General features: G+C 32.5%; 15 protein-coding genes. 9 read left to right on the forward strand and 6 right to left on the reverse strand.

What is annotated here, in order from left to right:
* Both SOM12_RS11790 and SOM12_RS11795 read right to left on the reverse strand, forming a co-directional pair.
* Positions 1 to 1,248 (reverse strand): mechanosensitive ion channel family protein, encoded by a 1,248-nt coding sequence (locus SOM12_RS11790; protein ID WP_095929319.1) that lies wholly within the window; start codon positions 1,246 to 1,248, stop codon positions 1 to 3.
* Entirely contained in the window at positions 1,241 to 1,534 is a 294-nt protein-coding gene (locus tag SOM12_RS11795; protein ID WP_095929318.1) for a DUF3817 domain-containing protein, read from the reverse strand. The genes SOM12_RS11790 and SOM12_RS11795 overlap by 8 nt, the downstream gene beginning before the upstream one ends.
* A 140-nt stretch (positions 1,535 to 1,674) precedes the next feature.
* On the opposite strand from SOM12_RS11795, the gene SOM12_RS11800 reads away from it, so the two are divergent.
* The 4 genes from SOM12_RS11800 (at position 1,675) to SOM12_RS11815 (ending at position 6,710) form a co-directional block, all read left to right on the forward strand.
* Positions 1,675 to 2,208, forward strand: coding sequence for a DUF6155 family protein (locus tag SOM12_RS11800; protein WP_095929317.1), 534 nt, complete (start codon positions 1,675 to 1,677; stop codon positions 2,206 to 2,208).
* A gap of 109 nt (positions 2,209 to 2,317) precedes the next feature.
* Complete coding sequence (locus SOM12_RS11805) at positions 2,318 to 3,856, forward strand: DEAD/DEAH box helicase (protein WP_095929316.1); 1,539 nt, start codon at positions 2,318 to 2,320, stop codon at positions 3,854 to 3,856.
* 173 nt (positions 3,857 to 4,029) lie between these two features.
* Entirely contained in the window at positions 4,030 to 5,364 is a 1,335-nt protein-coding gene (locus tag SOM12_RS11810) for a DEAD/DEAH box helicase (protein ID WP_320493557.1), read from the forward strand.
* A gap of 80 nt (positions 5,365 to 5,444) precedes the next feature.
* A complete protein-coding gene (locus tag SOM12_RS11815; protein ID WP_320493558.1) occupies positions 5,445 to 6,710 on the forward strand; it encodes an NAD(P)/FAD-dependent oxidoreductase in 1,266 nt (421 codons plus the stop codon).
* 152 nt (positions 6,711 to 6,862) lie between these two features.
* Here the strand turns inward: SOM12_RS11815 and SOM12_RS11820 are convergent, their stop codons facing one another.
* Entirely contained in the window at positions 6,863 to 8,092 is a 1,230-nt protein-coding gene (locus SOM12_RS11820) for a multidrug effflux MFS transporter (protein WP_320493559.1), read from the reverse strand.
* 145 nt (positions 8,093 to 8,237) lie between these two features.
* Between SOM12_RS11820 and SOM12_RS11825 the strand changes: the two genes are divergently transcribed.
* The 5 genes from SOM12_RS11825 (at position 8,238) to SOM12_RS11845 (ending at position 13,037) form a co-directional block, all read left to right on the forward strand.
* Positions 8,238 to 8,654, forward strand: coding sequence for a hypothetical protein (locus SOM12_RS11825; protein ID WP_320493560.1), 417 nt, complete (start codon positions 8,238 to 8,240; stop codon positions 8,652 to 8,654).
* Positions 8,655 to 8,740: 86 nt separating this feature from the next.
* Complete coding sequence (locus SOM12_RS11830) at positions 8,741 to 9,124, forward strand: hypothetical protein (protein WP_320493561.1); 384 nt, start codon at positions 8,741 to 8,743, stop codon at positions 9,122 to 9,124.
* Positions 9,125 to 10,023: 899 nt separating this feature from the next.
* Positions 10,024 to 11,940 (forward strand): DUF294 nucleotidyltransferase-like domain-containing protein, encoded by a 1,917-nt coding sequence (locus SOM12_RS11835; protein WP_095929312.1) that lies wholly within the window; start codon positions 10,024 to 10,026, stop codon positions 11,938 to 11,940.
* Between the two features lie 3 nt (positions 11,941 to 11,943).
* Positions 11,944 to 12,540, forward strand: a complete 597-nt coding sequence (locus tag SOM12_RS11840; protein WP_095929311.1) for a 3'-5' exonuclease — start codon at positions 11,944 to 11,946, stop codon at positions 12,538 to 12,540.
* Between the two features lie 104 nt (positions 12,541 to 12,644).
* The gene (locus SOM12_RS11845; protein WP_095929310.1) at positions 12,645 to 13,037 is read left to right on the forward strand and encodes a hypothetical protein; all 393 of its coding nucleotides are present in this window, start codon (positions 12,645 to 12,647) and stop codon (positions 13,035 to 13,037) included.
* 96 nt (positions 13,038 to 13,133) lie between these two features.
* Here the strand turns inward: SOM12_RS11845 and acs are convergent, their stop codons facing one another.
* From acs to ilvN, 3 genes are all read right to left on the reverse strand, one after another.
* Positions 13,134 to 15,044, reverse strand: a complete 1,911-nt coding sequence (gene acs / locus SOM12_RS11850) for an acetate--CoA ligase (RefSeq protein WP_320493562.1) — start codon at positions 15,042 to 15,044, stop codon at positions 13,134 to 13,136.
* 490 nt (positions 15,045 to 15,534) lie between these two features.
* Complete coding sequence (gene ilvC, locus SOM12_RS11855) at positions 15,535 to 17,004, reverse strand: ketol-acid reductoisomerase (RefSeq protein WP_095929308.1); 1,470 nt, start codon at positions 17,002 to 17,004, stop codon at positions 15,535 to 15,537.
* Positions 17,005 to 17,064: 60 nt separating this feature from the next.
* Positions 17,065 to 17,586 (reverse strand): acetolactate synthase small subunit, encoded by a 522-nt coding sequence (gene ilvN / locus SOM12_RS11860; protein ID WP_095929307.1) that lies wholly within the window; start codon positions 17,584 to 17,586, stop codon positions 17,065 to 17,067.
* Positions 17,587 to 17,657: the final 71 nt, after the last annotated feature.

The following is a 17,657-nucleotide window of genomic DNA, read 5'->3' on the forward strand; positions in this document are numbered from 1 at the left end:
CTAACTCAACGTAGAAGGCAATTCAAAAATTTCAAGATCAAAATATCGTACCGAAGCCATAACATGATCGAAAATATCAGCCATAATGTATTCGTAATTAGCCCAGCGTTTATCGCTCGAAAACACATAAATTTCTAAAGGAACTCCATGTGCGGTTGACTGTAATTGTCGGCACATGATATGCATATTTTTGTTCAATCCTGGATGATCATTTAAATATTGCATGATGTATTTTCTAAACAAACCTAAATTGGTCATATTTCGGCCATTTAGCGAAAGCGTTTTATCAATTCCTCTAAGATCATTGTATTTGTCAATTTCCGCTTGACGGCTATCTATATAAGAGGTTATCAATTGTACTTTTTTTAGTTGATGCAAATCTTCATCATTCAAAAAACGAATTGTGCTGCTTTTTATCAAAACATGTCTCTTGATACGTCTTCCATCAGATTTCTGCATTCCGCGCCAGTTCTGGAACGAATCTGAACTTAATGCATACGTCGGAATTGTGGTAATCGTATTGTCGAAATTTCGAACTTTTACCGTTGTTAGATTGATTTCAATTACATCTCCATCGGCACCAAACTTATCCATTGTAATCCAGTCGCCAATACGAACCATATCGTTTATCGCAACTTGAACACTCGAAACAAATCCTAGAATTGTATCTCTAAAAATTAAGATGATAATAGCTGAAAGTGTTCCTAAAATGGTTAATAATTCGCCTTTTTTAATTCCGAATAAAGTCGAAATGATCATGGCAACACCAAAAATCCAGAGCACAATCATAATAACCTGAACAAAACTGTCAATTGGCTTGTCGCTATATTCAGGCTTTTGTTTTAAGTAATCTCGTAACGAATTAAAAACCGTTCGAACAATCCACAATCCAAGTAATACAATATATATACCGACAATTTTTCCGAAAATCGATTCCCAATATTCATATTTATCTAAAATAACGGGAACGGCTTTGTATATAAAGAAAAACGGAATTAAATAAGCGGTATATCTTGTTGTTTTGTTTTGAATTAAATAATCGTCAAACTTGGTTTTGGTACGTTGCGCAAAAACAGCGGTCAAAGTAACCAAAAGAAATTTGGCTGCGTAATAAATTACATAAGCCAGTGCTATTAAAATAGCGATATTAAAGATCAGACTGGTATAAGACGCAACATTACGGCTCATTCCCCAATCTCTAAAAACAGGATATAAAAAATTAAATATTTTTTCCAAAAGCTTATGCATTTGCTTTAGTTTCTAAATATTTTTTCTCGATATAAAAAGTTCCAAACGGAATAAGAGAAGCAACTAGAATGATTGCAAATGTTTTTAAATCCCAATTCATTGATTTTTTCAATAAAAAGGCTAAAAGAATGTATCCGATAAATAGAACACCGTGTGTCATTCCTAACGGACGTAATAATGTATGGTAAAGTTCAGGATTATTGTTTTTGATAATTAACATATTAGCAAACAATACTAAATAAGAGATTCCCTCTAAAATGGCAGTAATTTTGAAAATCTTGAGCATGTATATATTTTTTAAGTTTTATGCCCGCAAAATTAAGGATTCTGGATTGATTTTAGAATTTAAAAATTCAAAATTACATAAGTTCAACAGGCCGAAAATTGGAATTTGGAATTTAAGAATTTGAAAATTATCTTTACTGTATGAGTAAAAGAGATTTAAAAAAATATTTAGGCGAATTAACAAAAGAGCAACTCGAAGAACAATTGATCGAATTGTACGAGAAATTTGCTCCTGTAAAGGTGTATTATGACTTTGTTTTCAACCCAAAAGAAGATAAATTGCTTCAGGATGCTAAAGTCAAAATCTCGCACGAATATTTCCCTATTAAAAAACCTGGGGCAAAATGGCGCCCAAAAGCCAAAATGCGAAGATCGGTTGCTCAAAAATTAATTAAGCATTTTATGATGCTAGGAGTAGATTCTTATATTGTGGCAGATATTATGCTTTATAATATCGAAATTGCGCAAACGTTTTCTTCGCAAAATTTCATCAAGCAGGAATTGTTTTACAAAAGCATCCTTAATTCTTTTGAGCAAGCAGTAAATTTTATTGTCTCAAACGGAATTTTTAACGATTTTAAATTGCGAATTAATGCAATTCAGAACGAAACTTCCGAGCAAAAATGGAAAAATAAGTACGAATTTGAGGCAATTTTGGAGAAAATCGACTATTAAAAGCCTTTCTCATAAAAAATCTTTATTTAAAAAAAACATTTATTTTAAGTTAAAAGAAGATGAATAACTGTTTTTTCGATGTATTTTTGCAAAAATCCAAAAATAAACAATGTCTCAAAACACTTTAGAAATACAAAGAGAAGAGAAGAAAGAACTGTATGCATACCAAAAAGGCGATATTGACGCCATTTTTGACCGTTTAGACAATGCTCCTCCAAAACACCACTTACTGTATCAGCTTCCAACAGGAGGAGGAAAAACAGTAATATTTTCTGAAATCGTTCGCCGCTATTTATCTCATAATGATAAAAAAGTGGTGGTTTTAACGCACCGAATCGAACTTTGTAAACAAACTTCAAAAATGTTAACTGGTTTTGGTGTAACAAACAAAATAATCAATAGTAAAGTAAAAGAATTGCCAGATCAGAATGATTTTTCTTGTTTCGTGGCGATGGTTGAAACTTTAAAAAACCGTATTAACGATGAAAAACTTCATCTAGACAATATCGGTTTGGTTATTATTGATGAGGCACACTACAACTCATTTAGAAAACTATTAAACTCATTTAAAAATGCTTTTATTCTTGGAGTAACAGCAACACCTTTGAGTTCGAACATAAAATTACCAATGCACCAAAGTTACAACGAGCTTATTGTGGGTGATACTATTGGTTCTTTGATTGAAAAAGGTTTCTTGGCAAAAGCTACAACTTACAGCTATGATGTTGGTTTGACTTCGTTAAAAGTGGGTATTAATGGAGATTATACTGTAAAATCTTCAGATGATTTATATACGAATACCTTGATGCAGGAAAAACTGCTTCATGCGTATACAGAACGTTCTTTAGGTAAGAAAACATTAATTTTCAATAACGGTATTCATACTTCATTATATGTATATGAAACGTTTAGAGAAGCAGGTTACGATATTCGCCACTTGGATAATACAAGTAGTTCTGAAGAGCGTAAAGACATTCTGCAATGGTTTAAAAAGACTCCAGATGCCATTTTGACTTCTGTCGGAATTTTGACAACTGGTTTTGACGAACCGACTGTAGAAACTATTATTTTGAATAGAGCAACAAAATCATTAACGCTATATTTCCAAATGATTGGTCGTGGCTCTCGTAAATTGCCTGGAAAAGATGAATTTACAGTTATCGATTTAGGAAATAATGCCGCTCGTTTTGGTTTATGGAGCGATCCTGTAAACTGGCAGCATATTTTTAAATCGCCAGAGTTTTATTTGGAGAATCTTCGTGATGATCATGAAATCGAAATGTTCTTTAAATACAGCATGCCACCAGAATTGCGTGCCAAATTTAGCAAAACGGCCGACGTTAGTTTTGATGTTGATGAAGAACATAAATTAATCATCAAACAAAATCTTCGTTCAAAAGTAGTTTTAGACAAATCTTTAGATCAGCATGCTGGAATGTGTGTAGACAATACAGAAACGCTTCAGGAAGCAAAAATGCTAGCTAAAGAATTAGAAGATGATATTGAAGACCGTATCAAGCGTTATTCTAAATGTTTGAGCCAATGCAGTAAAAACTACCGTGAATGGCTGGTTGACGATTACAAACAAAGATTGACTTTATTGATTGGAAAAAAATATCGTGAGAAAATCATGAACGAACCAGATTGATAATTTAAAAGTTTAATTGTTTCAGGTTTCATGTTTCAAGTTATTGGAATCTAAAACATTATTTATAATACAAAAGGAGAAATAGCATTTCAAAGTAAATGTAATTTCTCCTTTCAACTTATTAAGTTTTTGGTGTAACTTGAAACCTGAAACTTTAAACAAAATTAAAGAACATGTCTAAACCATTCTCAACATTAGGACTTTCGGCTCCAATTTTAAAAGCTTTAAGCGAATTAAATATTGTTGAACCAACAGAAATTCAACAAAAAACAATTCCGTTATTTTTGAGCGAAACCCATGATATTGTTGGTTTAGCAAAAACAGGAACCGGAAAAACCGCTGCTTTTGGATTGCCTTTATTACAATTGGTAAATGCAGAATCAACAATAGTTCAGGCTGTAATTTTAGTTCCAACGAGAGAACTGGGACAGCAGATTTTTAGAAACTTAGAAAGCTTTTCCAAATATATTCCTAATATATCTATTGCTTCAATTTGTGGAGGAACTCCAATAAAACCACAAATCGAAAGATTAAAAGAAGGTGCTCAAATTGTAGTGGCAACTCCAGGACGTTTAATCGATTTGATTCAGCGAAAAGCAATCGATTTAAAACAAACCGAATATCTAGTTTTGGATGAAGCCGACGAAATGGTGGCCATTCTTAAAGAAAGCTTAGACGAAATTGTTGCGGAACTACCTAAAAAGCACCGCACTTTATTATTTTCAGCTACACTTCCTGGAACCATAAAACAGCTGATTCAGAATTATTTGAACAAAAATGTGATTCAGATAAGCGCGAATATGGAAACTGTTGGAAATGAAGGAATAGACCATGAATATATTGTGGTAGATCCGATTGAAAAACTGGAAGTTTTAATGCATTTCTTGAATTCTAGAGACGGCGAAAGAGGGATTATTTTCTGTAAAACGAAAGCTGCCGTTAACAAATTAGCTAAAAATCTGGCCATCAATAAATTTTCCTCGGGAGCACTTCACGGAAGTTTGACACAGGGAATTCGTGATCGAATTATGGAACAGTTTCGCGAAGGACATATCAATATTTTGGTTGCAACCGATTTAGCTGCGAGAGGAATCGATGTGAAAGAAATCTCGTATGTAATTAATTATCACTTACCTGATACTTACGAAAACTACGTTCACCGAAGTGGAAGAACGGCAAGGGCAGGAGCAAAAGGACTTTCTTTGACGGTTTTACAACAAGAAGAAGTTTTTGAAATTGCTGATTTTGAAAGAGAATTAGGAATTAAGTTCTCTGAATTTAAAAAACCTTCAGCGGCAAGTCTTGAAGAAAACAATATGCTTTTGTGGGCAAAACAAATCTTCAAAACAAAGCCCAATCATGAGCTTTCGCAAGATTTAAAAACCAGAGTAAAAACCGTTTTTCATCATTTGACAAAAGACGAACTAATCGAGAAATTAATGGCAAGTTATGTCTTACAGAACAAAATCGATGTAGTTGAAAAAACAGTTAAAAAATTCAAAAAGTAATAAATATGACAATTGTCATTGCATATTAAAGTTGTATATTTATAAGGAATTATTTTATAATCCTACTTAATACAACATATATGAGAATAGTCATTATTGGAGGGGGATTTGCAGGGATTAACCTAGCAAAAGAACTTGTAAATCAGCCTCAAATACAAGTAACGCTTGTCGACAAGAATAATTATAACTTTTTCCCACCACTTATATATCAAGTTGCTACGGCGTTTTTAGAACCATCGAGCATTAGTTATCCTTTTAGAAAATTTTTCGCAGGTAAAAAAAATCTAAGTTTTCGTCTTGGCGAATTATTGTCTGTTTCTCCTGCCGAAAAGAAAATCACTTTAAGCAACGGAGAACTTGAATACGATTATCTTGTTTTTGCCACTGGTGCAGAAACGAGTTATTTTGGCATGGAAAACGTAATGAAAAATGCCATTCCGATGAAAACCTTAAATGATGCCATCGTAATGCGTAACACATTGCTTAAAAACCTTGAAAAAGCAGCCATTTGTAAGGATATGCGAAAAAGACGTAAATTACTTACAATCGTAGTAGCAGGAGGGGGACCAACAGGAGTGGAGGTTTCCGGAATGTTTGCTGAAATGAGAAAAAATATTCTGCTTAAAGAATATCCAGAATTGGATACTTCTGCGAGCAATGTTTATTTGGTTGATGGTGGAGATGCACTTTTATCACCAATGAGCAAAGATTCACAAAAAGATACTTTGGAGGCGCTGACAAAACTTGGAGTTGTAGTAAAACTAAACACTAAAGTCGTTGATTACGTTGATGATACAGTGGTTTTTGAAAATGGAGAAACCATTAAAACCAAAAACTTAATTTGGGCTGCCGGTGTTTCTGCAAAAATCTTTGAAGGAATTCCGAAAGAAAGTTACGGACGCGGCCGACGCATGGCAACTGACGAATACAATAAAGTAAACGGTGTAGAGAATATCTATGCCATTGGTGATACAGCAATTGCTGCAGGAGATAAAAATTTCCCTGATGGACATCCGCAGGTTGCTCAGGTTGCCATTCAGCAAGGTTTGAATCTGGCTAAAAATTTCAAAGCCATGGTAGTCAATAAACCTCTTAAACCATTTGCCTACAAAGACAAAGGATCCATGGCCATTATAGGAAAAGCAAAAGCTGTTGTAGATTTACCTAGTCCAAAATGGCATTTTAAAGGTTTCTTTGCTTGGATCATCTGGCTGTTTATACACTTAATTTCTTTAATCACTTACAGAAATAGATTAAACACATTCTGGAATTGGATGGTTGCCTATTTCGCAAAAGATCAATCGCTTAGAATGATTATTCGACCAGATAAAAAGACACAAAATTAGGTTTTGTAAAATTCCAATAAATTTTAAAAATTCCAATTTTTTGAAATTCCAAAATCCAAAAAATATAAAGCCGAAATCATTAGATTTCGGCTTTATTGTATATAATCCAATTGGAATTTGGATTTTAAAAAAAAATGGAATTTAATTCTTTTTTAATGTCCTATAATTATATCGTCGCTATCTGACAATTCAACTTTTTCTTTTATAAATCGTTTTCCAATATTTAAAATAATAAATGCTGTAATAGTTGTAGTGGTCATAATGGCAACCATAGGTATTACAGAACTTTTTACAAAAACACCAACTGCAAACGAAGCCAAAGCCCCGATTCCTAGCTGAATTGCGCCCATTAACGCAGAAGCACTTCCGGTGTTTTTAGCAAAAGGAGCAAGCGTTAACCCAGCAGTATTTGGATTTGAGATTCCTAAACAGGCTAGAAACAAAAATAACATTCCGATCGTTTGGTATAATCCTAGAAGATCATTTAAAGCCAAAATCAAGAATATGACGCTAATAATAGATTGCGAAATTAAAGCTCCAAAAATCATTTGTTCGCTTGAAAATCGCTTCAGCAACATAGAATTTAACTGACTCGAACCAATAAAACTAATAGACATTAGCGCAAAAATCCATCCATAAGTTTTAGCGTCAACCTTGTAAATGTCCATAAAAACTAGAGGGGAAGCCGCTACATAAGAAAACAATCCCGAAAATGCGACTGCTCCAGTAAATGCATAAGTATAAAATTGAGGCTCTTTTAAAACTAACAAAAAATTAGATATAATAGGTTTTGGTTTTAAAGAAATTGAAGTATCAGGCTTGTAAGTATCTGGAAGACCGAATTGTGAAGCTGCCAAAATCAAAATTCCCATGCACATCAAAATAAAAAACACAGCGTGCCAACCTAAATCTTCTGTAACATAACCGCCAACTGTTGGCGCCAACATTGGAGAAAGTCCCACAACCAACATTAAAAGTGAAAACACTTTCGGAATATCTTTTACAGGAAATAAATCACGAACCATTGCTACAGAAGCAACTGTGGCAGCGCAACTTCCAATAGCCTGAATAAAACGAAGAAATATAAATGAATCTATATCAGCAACATAAATGCATCCTAAAGAAGCGAGAATGTAAACCAAAAGTCCAATAAATAACGGTTTTTTACGTCCGAAACGGTCTAATAAAGGTCCATAAAGCAATTGTCCAGCCGAAATTCCGATGAAATAACTGGATAAACTCATAGAAACTTTAGCAACAGTAGTATTTAAATCTTTTGCAATTCCTGAGAAACCAGGTAGATACATATCTATTGAAAAAGGACCTAGAGCGGTTAAAGAACCTAATATGAGGATGAGCTGAATATATTTTTTTGTTGTCATTATCTTAAAAAAGGGCTTATAATTTTCTGCAAAGGTAAAGATTTCATACCTTGTTATAGAACTTGAAGAAGTTTATAACAATAAATTAAAGTAATCGCGAAAATTATTGAGCGTAACTATCTATTAATCTTTAAATTAAGAAAGTATGAAAAAGTACCTTTTGTTATTAGCAGTTTTATTTACATCAATTTCATTTGCTCAAACTATTACGTCAAAACAAGAAGAAGCCAGCGTTGAGCAGTACGAGCTTCTTAAAAAAGTAAATCAATATTATCCAGACATTACATTAAGTAAATCGGTTACCAATTTTTACGCTGATGGAAAAATTATCGATTCGCAGCAAGATTTCGATTTAAGAGGAACAAAATTTTCTAGTTACAAATTAGGTATTGAACCAGGAAACAAAAAAGTAAAATTTGATTATACTTCTAGTGAAGCGGGTCATGTGTATGGCGACGTTACAATTTTTAACGGAAATGCTTTACGAACAACTTTTAACGAAAAAACGAATCAAATTGATGTTTCGTTAAACGGAAAATCGGTTTATTTGAAAAAATTGTAAATTTTAAAAGATTTAGAAAAAGCATCGCAAATTTGTGATGCTTTTTTGATTTATATTTGGTTCAGATTTTAATAAAATAAATTACAATGAAAAAATTTCTTTTCCTGGCATTTTTAATTTCCTTACAAGCATTCTCACAGCAAAATAAATTCTCAGGAACTTGGGGAAACCAAAAATGTAAAGACTGCAAGAAAGAGTATGTTTTTACAATTACGATTGCACAATCCAATTATAAGATTTTTGGAACCGCCGAAGTTACAAGCGATCATAAAGAATTAAACTCAGGAATTTTGGAAGTTTCCGGACATGTTTATCCGCATGGCGATAAAGCTCAAGTAAAATTGAAAGATAAAAATGGAGTTACATCTAGCGCAGTTTTATTTGTAAAAGATGAAGTATTGCAATTTAATAAAAATGGCGGAGGTGACATTGTGCCAAAAGATATGATTTTGAATAAATTGTATGAATAAAGCTCCTTCTCGGAGTTATTCTATTTTGAACTATAATTTATATTATGTAAAATAGAATATTTCAAAAACTGCCCTACAAATACGCTGTACAGCTTTTAGCTTAAAATGTTTTCATTTGTCGGAAATTTATCATCCTCGCTTCTAGGGTTGTTTTTTGCTTGAGAGTTGTACTTTTATTTCTAAACTGAAATCTCGAGAATGCGTTATATGATTTTATTTTCCAAAAATTCTCAAATATTGAAAATTTGAATTGCTAGATTTACAGTTTGTATTCTAAATTCAAATCGCTCATAAATACGCTGTATGATTTTTATTTTCAAAAGTTCTCAAATATTGAAAATTTACCGTGCTTGATTATGTAGTTAATTTTTTCAATTCAAACATTTTCTTTAAATTCAAATCGCTTATAAATACATTGTACAGTTTTCATTTTAAAAAATTTTAAAATATTAAAAATTTAACCTGATACATTATCCGTTCGTTTTCAATTCAAATATTTTTCTTGAATTCAAATCGCTTATAATTACGCTGTATGAATTTTATTTTCTAAAATTCCTAAATATTGAAAATTTAGCGTGCCGGATTTATATAGTAAGTTTTTAAATCAAAAGATTTTTCTTAAATTCAATTCTTCATACATGCGCTATATAATTTTTGATTTAAAAAAATTTCAAATATCGAGTATTATCAGTCTGGTTAATTAGTGTTGCTCAGAATAAATCATCTTTTTGCCAATCCTAAATATTCAAAATTTAAAAACCTAAAAGTTTTTGCAAGTCTTATTGTCATTATCTTTTAACATTTCTTTAAAATAATTAGTTTCTACTAAAGAACTTTCATTGTAAGAGTTTATTTTACTATTTTTACATTCGATACTTTAAAAATAAATTATCACATATATGAATACAGTTGCTGAACATATTGCAGATTTTTTAAAAGAATACAAACCGTTTGATAATTTAACTTTTCAGGAATTATCAGATATTGCTACGAATATTCGTGTCATTAATTTAGAAAAGCATGCGGTATTATTTCAAAATAACGATCCGCTTCATGAGAACTTTTATGTTGTAGCTTCTGGTGTCATTAATCTTACGACTATTGCTGATGCCGAAGAAACTATTATAAATAAGTGTCATGAAGGCGATATTTTTGGTTTACGTCCGTTTTTTGCCAAAAATAACTACATGATGACGGCTAAAGCGCGTGAAGAAAGTATTGTATATGCTATTCCAATTGCTGTTTTTAGACCTTTTGTAGCCAATAATTCAGATGTATTAAACTTTCTTCTGGAGAGTTTCGCTGTAAATTCACGCCACACCAAAGACAGCATGAGTTCTAACGGCAAGTTAGTTTCAGATTCTGATTATATAGATCAGCAGACAGAAATGCAATACATTCAGTCACTTAACTACAATAATTCACCGTTAACGACAAAAGCAGATTCTATAATTAAAGACGTTGCCATTTTAATGACAGATTCTATGTTAGATAACATTATAATCTGTGGCGAAAAAAATCACCCAATTGGTATTGTAACCAATGCCGATTTATCGTCAAAAATTGCAACAGGACGCTTTCCTATTACTGAAACTATCGATAAAATTATGTCGTCGCCAGTTGTTACAGTTTTAGAAAATGTCTCTTTGGCCGAAGCGCAATTATTAATGCTGAAACACAATGTAACGCACTTATGTGTTACTAAAGATGGTACAAGCAAATCTGTAGTTAAAGGAATTATTTCTGAGCACGATCTTATTGTAGCACAAGCTAGTAACCCTGGTGTGTTAATTAAAGAGATTAAACGTTCTCAGCTTCCAAAAGATTTAAAACAAATACGTGATCGTCTATCAGATTTGATTCAGAATTCGATCCAAAAAAATATTCCAATCTCGCACGTTAGCAATATTGCAAGCGAGATTAACCTAGCTATCATTAAGAGAGCAGTCGAATTATCTATTTTAGACTTAGGCTCCCCTCCTGCACGTTTCGCTTGGTTAAGCATTGGTAGTCAAGGACGTAAGGAGCAATTATTGCTTACAGATCAAGATAGCATCTTAATTTTTGAAGATGTTACGCCAGAAAAATACAGAGAAGTAAAAGATTATTTCTTAAGATTGGCAAAACGCACTACTTCTATATTAGAAAAAGTGGGCTACGATTATTGTCCAAACGGACATATGGGAAGCAATATGCTTTGGTGCAAATCATTGAGTGACTGGACAAAACAATACAACAGCTGGATGAATACTCCGGGTGAAAACAGTAATGATTTGAGCAGTATTTTCTTTGATTATGAAATTGTTTTTGGAGAACCAAAAATTGAAGAAGCTATTGAAAACGTAATTTTTAAGAATGCCGTTAACAATACTTTATTCTTTGACTTTTTAGGAAATGATGCTTTGAAGAGAAATTCTCCTTTAAGCTTTTTCAAGAAATTTATTGTTGAAGAAGATGGTCCTAACAAAGATAAATTTGACATTAAGACAAGAGCTTTGATGCCATTAATTGATGGAGCACGTTTATTGATATTAAATGCAAATATTAAAGGAATTCAAAATACTTACTTGAGATTCAAGCAATTGGCAATTACAGATTCTAAAAATGCTGAAATTTATTTAAGCTGTGCAGAAGCTTTTTTAACGCTTTCTAAATTTAGAACTGTTGAAGGATTAAAAAATGACGACTCGGGCCAATATATTAATTTAAGAGAAATGTCAAAAACTGACAAAGAGAAATTAAAAAATGCACTATCCCCAATGAAAGACCTGGAGGAACTGATTAAGAGTAAATTTCAATTGACACAATTCTCATAAAATATGCTAGACTGGCTAAAAAACATTAACAAAGACTATCCAGAGTTCTGGAAAGACTATTTGACTAAATTCGAAACCAAACCTAATAAGTTTGTGGTTTTGTCTACTGAAACTTCTGGTTTAAATCCGGATAAAGATGTTGTTTTGTCTCTTGGAGCCTTCTCAGTTATTGACGACAGTATTGTTATTAAAGAAAGTTTCGAAACAGTCTTATTACAATATAAATACCTTCAGGATAACGGACTTTCTAATGAATTTATCATTGAAAGCAAAATGATGAAAATGCCTGAACCTGATGCTCTTGAAGCTTTTGTGAAATTTATCGGAAATTCAATTTTAGTTGGACATCATATCAATTTCGATATTGAAATGCTGAATGCTGCCCTAGAACGCTTGAATTGTGGCCGATTAAAAAATGAAGCTCTAGACGTCGATGTGATGTATAGAAAATTGACTGATATAAACGACAAACAGTTTTCGCTTGACGATTTATGCGAAATTTATAAAATTCCAAAAAGTGATCGCAATTCTTCTTCTGAAGATGCATACCGAATTGGACTTTTGTTCTTAAAACTAAAATCTAGATTGGGAATCAAATAAATTTAAAAAACATTAATTACTAAAAATACAAAAAAGCCCCTCGTAACTTTGGTATAAATTATCTCAGCAGTACAAACAAAAAATCTACTTTAAATTTAAAATCTATGAAAAAACTATTAATTATTTTACCCATGCTATTTTTTGCAACAACAATTTTTGCACAAAAACAAGATCCCTCATCTAAGCGTATCTTAGGAAGCTGGTACTCTAAAGCAAATGTGGATACTAAATGGGTTTTTAATCAAGATGGAAATGTTTACAATTATGACAACAACCAAATGAAAGTGATGTACAAATATACTGTCTCACGCAGCTGTCAGAATTATTCGGATAACAATACTGAATATGTAACTTTACGAGATAAAGATGGTAATGAATTTTGTTTTAAAATAAATGGAGTTAATGAGAAAAAAAATGGAATTTTATCTCTTACTAACTTAAGTAATTCGGAAACTCTTGTTTTTGTAAACGATGTTAACATAAAAATTGCAGAATAATAGAAAAAAATCTACATTTTTAAATTTACAAATTACAATCGATTAATAAAAAACGCCTCTTAATTTTAAGAGGCGTTTTTAGATTTATATTCTTACTTAAGAAATCCTTTCCTTTATAATTTCTTCTACAATTTCTGGATTCAATAAAGTTGAAGTATCTCCAAAATTAGAAAAATCTCCTTCGGCAATTTTACGTAAAATTCTACGCATAATTTTTCCTGAGCGTGTTTTTGGCAAACCAGAAACGAACTGGATTTTATCTAATTTAGCGATCGGCCCAATGTGATCAGCAATATATTGGTTAATCTCTTTAGAAAGGTTTTCTTTATTTCTAACTTCTCCAGTTTCTTTCAGAATAACGTAACCATATAAAGCATTTCCTTTAATATCATGTGGGAATCCAACAATAGCAGATTCTGCAACAGCTGGGTGCTCGTTGATCGCATCTTCAATTGGCGCAGTTCCTAAATTATGACCAGAAACAATTACTACGTCATCTACTCTACCCGTGATTCTGTAGTATCCAACTTCATCTCTTAAAGCGCCGTCTCCTGTAAAATATTTTCCAGGGAAAGCAGAGAAATAAGTGTCTTTATAACGTTGATGATCTCCCCAAATAGTTCTAGCGATTCCTGGCCATGGGAATTTAATACATAAACTTCCAACTACTTGGTTTCCTTCAATTTCATTGCGTTTTTCATCCATTAAAACAGGTTGGATTCCAGGTAATGGCAATGTTGCATAAGTTGGTTTGGTTGGTGTTACAAAAGCAATGGGCGAAATCATAATTCCTCCAGTTTCTGTCTGCCACCAAGTATCTACAACCGGACATCTCTTATCTCCAACGTGGTCATTAAACCAGTGCCAAGCCTCTTCGTTAATTGGCTCTCCAACAGATCCAATAACTTTAAGAGATTTTAGAGGATATTTTTGAATGTAATCTAAACTTTCTTTTGCTAACGAACGTATTGCTGTTGGCGCTGTATAGAATTGAGTGATTTTGTGTTTTTCGATAATATCCCAAAAACGGCTAAAATCTGGATAAGAAGGAACTCCTTCAAAAATAACAGTTGTAGCTCCGTTTAATAATGGACCATATAATATATAAGAGTGACCTGTGATCCATCCGATATCTGCTGTACACCAGAAAATATCATTGTCTTCGTAATTGAAAACATTTTTGAAAGTATACGCAGTGTAAACCATATAACCAGCAGTAGTATGAACCATACCTTTTGGTTTTCCTGTTGATCCTGAAGTATATAAAATAAACAACGGATCTTCGGCATCCATAATTTCTGCAACGCTGTTGTCTAAAGCTGCGTCTAATAATGGCTGCAACCAAACATCACGGCCCTCTTTCATTTTTACATCAGTATTAGTTCTTTTAGTCACTAAAACTTTTGTAACAGAAGGACAAGTTTCTAGAGCTTCATCAACAATTCCTTTTAAGTCAATTGTTTTATTTCCTCTATAACCTCCGTCTGATGTAATTACCATTTTACATTCACAATCATTGATTCTCGCAGAAACTGCAGAAGCAGAAAATCCAGCGAAAACAACAGAGTGAATAGCTCCAATTCTAGCACAAGCCAAAACAGAAACAGCCAATTCTGGAATCATTGGCAAATAAATGCAAACTCTGTCTCCTTTACGAACACCTTGCTCGCGAAGAACGTTTGCCATTTTTGAAACTCTTTCGTATAATTCATTATACGTTATATGTAAAGCTTCTTCAGAAGGATCGTTCGGTTCAAAAATAATTGCCGTCTTCTCTCCTCTTTTGCTTAAATGTCTATCAATACAGTTTTTGGTAATGTTAACTTTAGCATCTGTAAACCACTTTACTTCTGCTTCGGCCATATTAAAATCAACAACCTTTTCCCATTGCTGGTACCATGTGAAATTCTCCTCAGCTATTTTTCCCCAAAACTTTCTTGGCTCTCTTATTGATTTATTGTAATGTTTAAAGTATTGTTCTAAATTTTCAATTTTGTAATAGCTCATCGTTTGTTGAATTTTTTTATAAATGTATTAAATCTGAACGTATCCGTGAAATAATTTAATTCATAAATTTTATTAAAAAAAAACATTTATTTAATAAAATATGATAATTATCTGAAATTATTTCAAATCCTTTATTTTTTATTGGCACTTAAGGCAAAAAAGGCATAATAAATAGATATTATGCCTTTTTTAATTTAACAAATTTCAGTAACAATTAATTTTTTGCAAACCGCACTGCGAGACTTTTCTCTATTTTGAAAATAGCAGCATCATTATTAATTAAAACAGAAATTTCAACAAGTATATTTTATAAATATACCCCATTATTAGGGATCCGCTTCACTTAACTCTCTCACAGAAGTTAAGTGAATGCAATATGCATCTATATCTTTTATCTTAATAAGTGCTTACTAATTCAAAATATTACAAATCATTGATATAGTGCAAATCCCGCAAAATCGAATTCTGCGGGAATTCCCAATTTTTTTAATTATCCAATTTTTTTCATTGCTGTCATAGACTCTCTCAACCAAGCACCTACTTCTTCGATAGGGTGTTGACGAATTTCTTTGTTTACAGCGATCAATACTGCATTATCAACTCCGTTTGATGTTGAAAATGGTTTACCAATAATATTAGTTTCTACTTTTTTCATGAATTCAGTCAATAATGGCTTACATGCATGATCAAATAAGTAACATCCGTACTCAGCAGTATCAGAAATTACGCGGTTCATTTCAAACAATTTCTTTCTTGCAATTGTGTTTGCAATTAATGGCAATTCGTGTAATGACTCGTAGTAAGCAGATTCTTCGATGATTCCAGCTTCTGTCATTGTTTCAAAAGCTAACTCAACACCAGCTTTTACCATTGCAATCATTAATACTCCATTATCAAAATATTCTTGCTCTGAGATTGGAGCTTCTTGTGGAGCCGTCTTTTCGAAGTTAGTTTCTCCTGTTGCAGCTCTCCATTTCAATAAGTTAACATCATCATTAGCCCAGTCAGCCATCATCGTTCTAGAGAATTCTCCAGAAATAATATCGTCTTGGTGTTTTTGAAATAATGGACGCATGATATCTTTCAATTCTTCTGCTAATTCGTAAGCTTCAATTTTAGAAGGATTATTTAAACGATCCATCATATTGGTGATACCACCGTGTTTTAAAGCTTCAGTGATAGTTTCCCATCCGTATTGGATTAATTTAGAAGCATAAGCAGCATCAATTCCTTTTTCAACCATTTTGTCGAAACATAAAATAGATCCTGTTTGCAATAAACCGCAAAGAATAGTTTGCTCACCCATTAAATCTGATTTTACTTCAGCTACGAAAGATGATCTTAAAACTCCTGCTCTGTGTCCTCCAGTTGCTACAGCGTAAGCTTTTGCTTGATCTAAACCAAATCCGTTTGGATCATTTTCTGGGTGAACAGCGATAAGAGTTGGAACTCCAAATCCTCTTTTGTACTCTTCACGTACCTCAGAACCTGGACATTTAGGAGCACACATAATTACAGTGATGTCTTTACGAATCTGCATTCCTTCTTCTACAATGTTGAATCCGTGAGAGTAAGACAAAGTAGATCCCTGTTTCATTAATGGCATAATAGCAGTTACCACAGCAGTATGCTGTTTGTCTGGTGTAAGGTTACAAACTAAATCTGCAGTTGGAATCAATTCTTCGTAAGTTCCTACCGTAAAACCATTTTCAGTTGCATTTTTATAAGAAGCTCTTTTTTCTGCAATTGCATCAGCACGCAATGCATAAGAAATGTCTAAACCAGAATCTCTCATGTTTAAACCTTGATTCAAACCTTGTGCTCCACAACCAACAATTACAACTTTTTTTCCAGCCAATGCTGCAATTCCGTCTGCAAACTCAGATTGCTCCATAAATTCGCAAACTCCTAATTGTTCTAATTGTAATCTAAGTGGTAATGTATTGAAATAATTTGCCATTTTTTTTTTAATATTTAATGAAATGAAATTTTATAATTGATATATAACTAAGATTTTTTATTATTTAAAGGATTCTAACAATGTAGAAATCTCCATTTTTTGTTTAGAAACTGATATTCTTCCCGAACGTACAAACTGCATAATTCCGTATGGTTTAAACTTTTGGTATAATTCTTCAATTTCAGAACGTCTTCCAGATTTTGAAATCACGAAGAAATCACGAGAAACCGTTACAATTGTAGACTGGCTTTCTTTGATGATATTCTGAATCTGTTTCTCGTCAAACAACAAACTTGAAGCGATTTTAAACAAAGCATTTTCTAAGAAAATAGTCTCTTCATCTGTGTGATAAAATGCTTTAATAACTTCAATTTGTTTTTCAATTTGGCCTACAATATTCTGAACCCATTTTTCTGTCGTATTTACTACGATGATAAATCTTGAAACATTCTCTATTTCTGATTCTGAAACATTTAGACTTAATATATTAATGTGACGCTTTAAGAATATTCCAGATATCCTATTTAACAAACCCACATTATTTTCTGAGTATACCGATATGGTAAATGTTTTATCTTCCATTTGCTTTTTTAGTTTTATTTGTTTCAAGTTTCAGGTTTCAAGTTGTTGAACTTGGAACATGAAACTTGAAA

Origin of the sequence: Flavobacterium sp. CFBP9031, assembly GCF_034044945.1 — a bacterium.
Classification (GTDB): Bacteria; Bacteroidota; Bacteroidia; order Flavobacteriales; family Flavobacteriaceae; genus Flavobacterium.

Bases quoted from the DNA above. Each gene is read 5' to 3' on its own strand.
- SOM12_RS11790 (WP_095929319.1), bottom strand. From the start codon at position 1,248: ATGCATAAGCTTTTGGAAAAAATATTTAATTTTTTATATCCTGTTTTT.
- SOM12_RS11795 (WP_095929318.1), bottom strand. From the start codon at position 1,534: ATGCTCAAGATTTTCAAAATTACTGCCATTTTAGAGGGAATCTCTTAT.
- SOM12_RS11800 (WP_095929317.1), top strand. From the start codon at position 1,675: ATGAGTAAAAGAGATTTAAAAAAATATTTAGGCGAATTAACAAAAGAG.
- SOM12_RS11805 (WP_095929316.1), top strand. From the start codon at position 2,318: ATGTCTCAAAACACTTTAGAAATACAAAGAGAAGAGAAGAAAGAACTG.
- SOM12_RS11810 (WP_320493557.1), top strand. From the start codon at position 4,030: ATGTCTAAACCATTCTCAACATTAGGACTTTCGGCTCCAATTTTAAAA.
- SOM12_RS11815 (WP_320493558.1), top strand. From the start codon at position 5,445: ATGAGAATAGTCATTATTGGAGGGGGATTTGCAGGGATTAACCTAGCA.
- SOM12_RS11820 (WP_320493559.1), bottom strand. From the start codon at position 8,092: ATGACAACAAAAAAATATATTCAGCTCATCCTCATATTAGGTTCTTTA.
- SOM12_RS11825 (WP_320493560.1), top strand. From the start codon at position 8,238: ATGAAAAAGTACCTTTTGTTATTAGCAGTTTTATTTACATCAATTTCA.
- SOM12_RS11830 (WP_320493561.1), top strand. From the start codon at position 8,741: ATGAAAAAATTTCTTTTCCTGGCATTTTTAATTTCCTTACAAGCATTC.
- SOM12_RS11835 (WP_095929312.1), top strand. From the start codon at position 10,024: ATGAATACAGTTGCTGAACATATTGCAGATTTTTTAAAAGAATACAAA.
- SOM12_RS11840 (WP_095929311.1), top strand. From the start codon at position 11,944: ATGCTAGACTGGCTAAAAAACATTAACAAAGACTATCCAGAGTTCTGG.
- SOM12_RS11845 (WP_095929310.1), top strand. From the start codon at position 12,645: ATGAAAAAACTATTAATTATTTTACCCATGCTATTTTTTGCAACAACA.
- acs (WP_320493562.1), bottom strand. From the start codon at position 15,044: ATGAGCTATTACAAAATTGAAAATTTAGAACAATACTTTAAACATTAC.
- ilvC (WP_095929308.1), bottom strand. From the start codon at position 17,004: ATGGCAAATTATTTCAATACATTACCACTTAGATTACAATTAGAACAA.
- ilvN (WP_095929307.1), bottom strand. From the start codon at position 17,586: ATGGAAGATAAAACATTTACCATATCGGTATACTCAGAAAATAATGTG.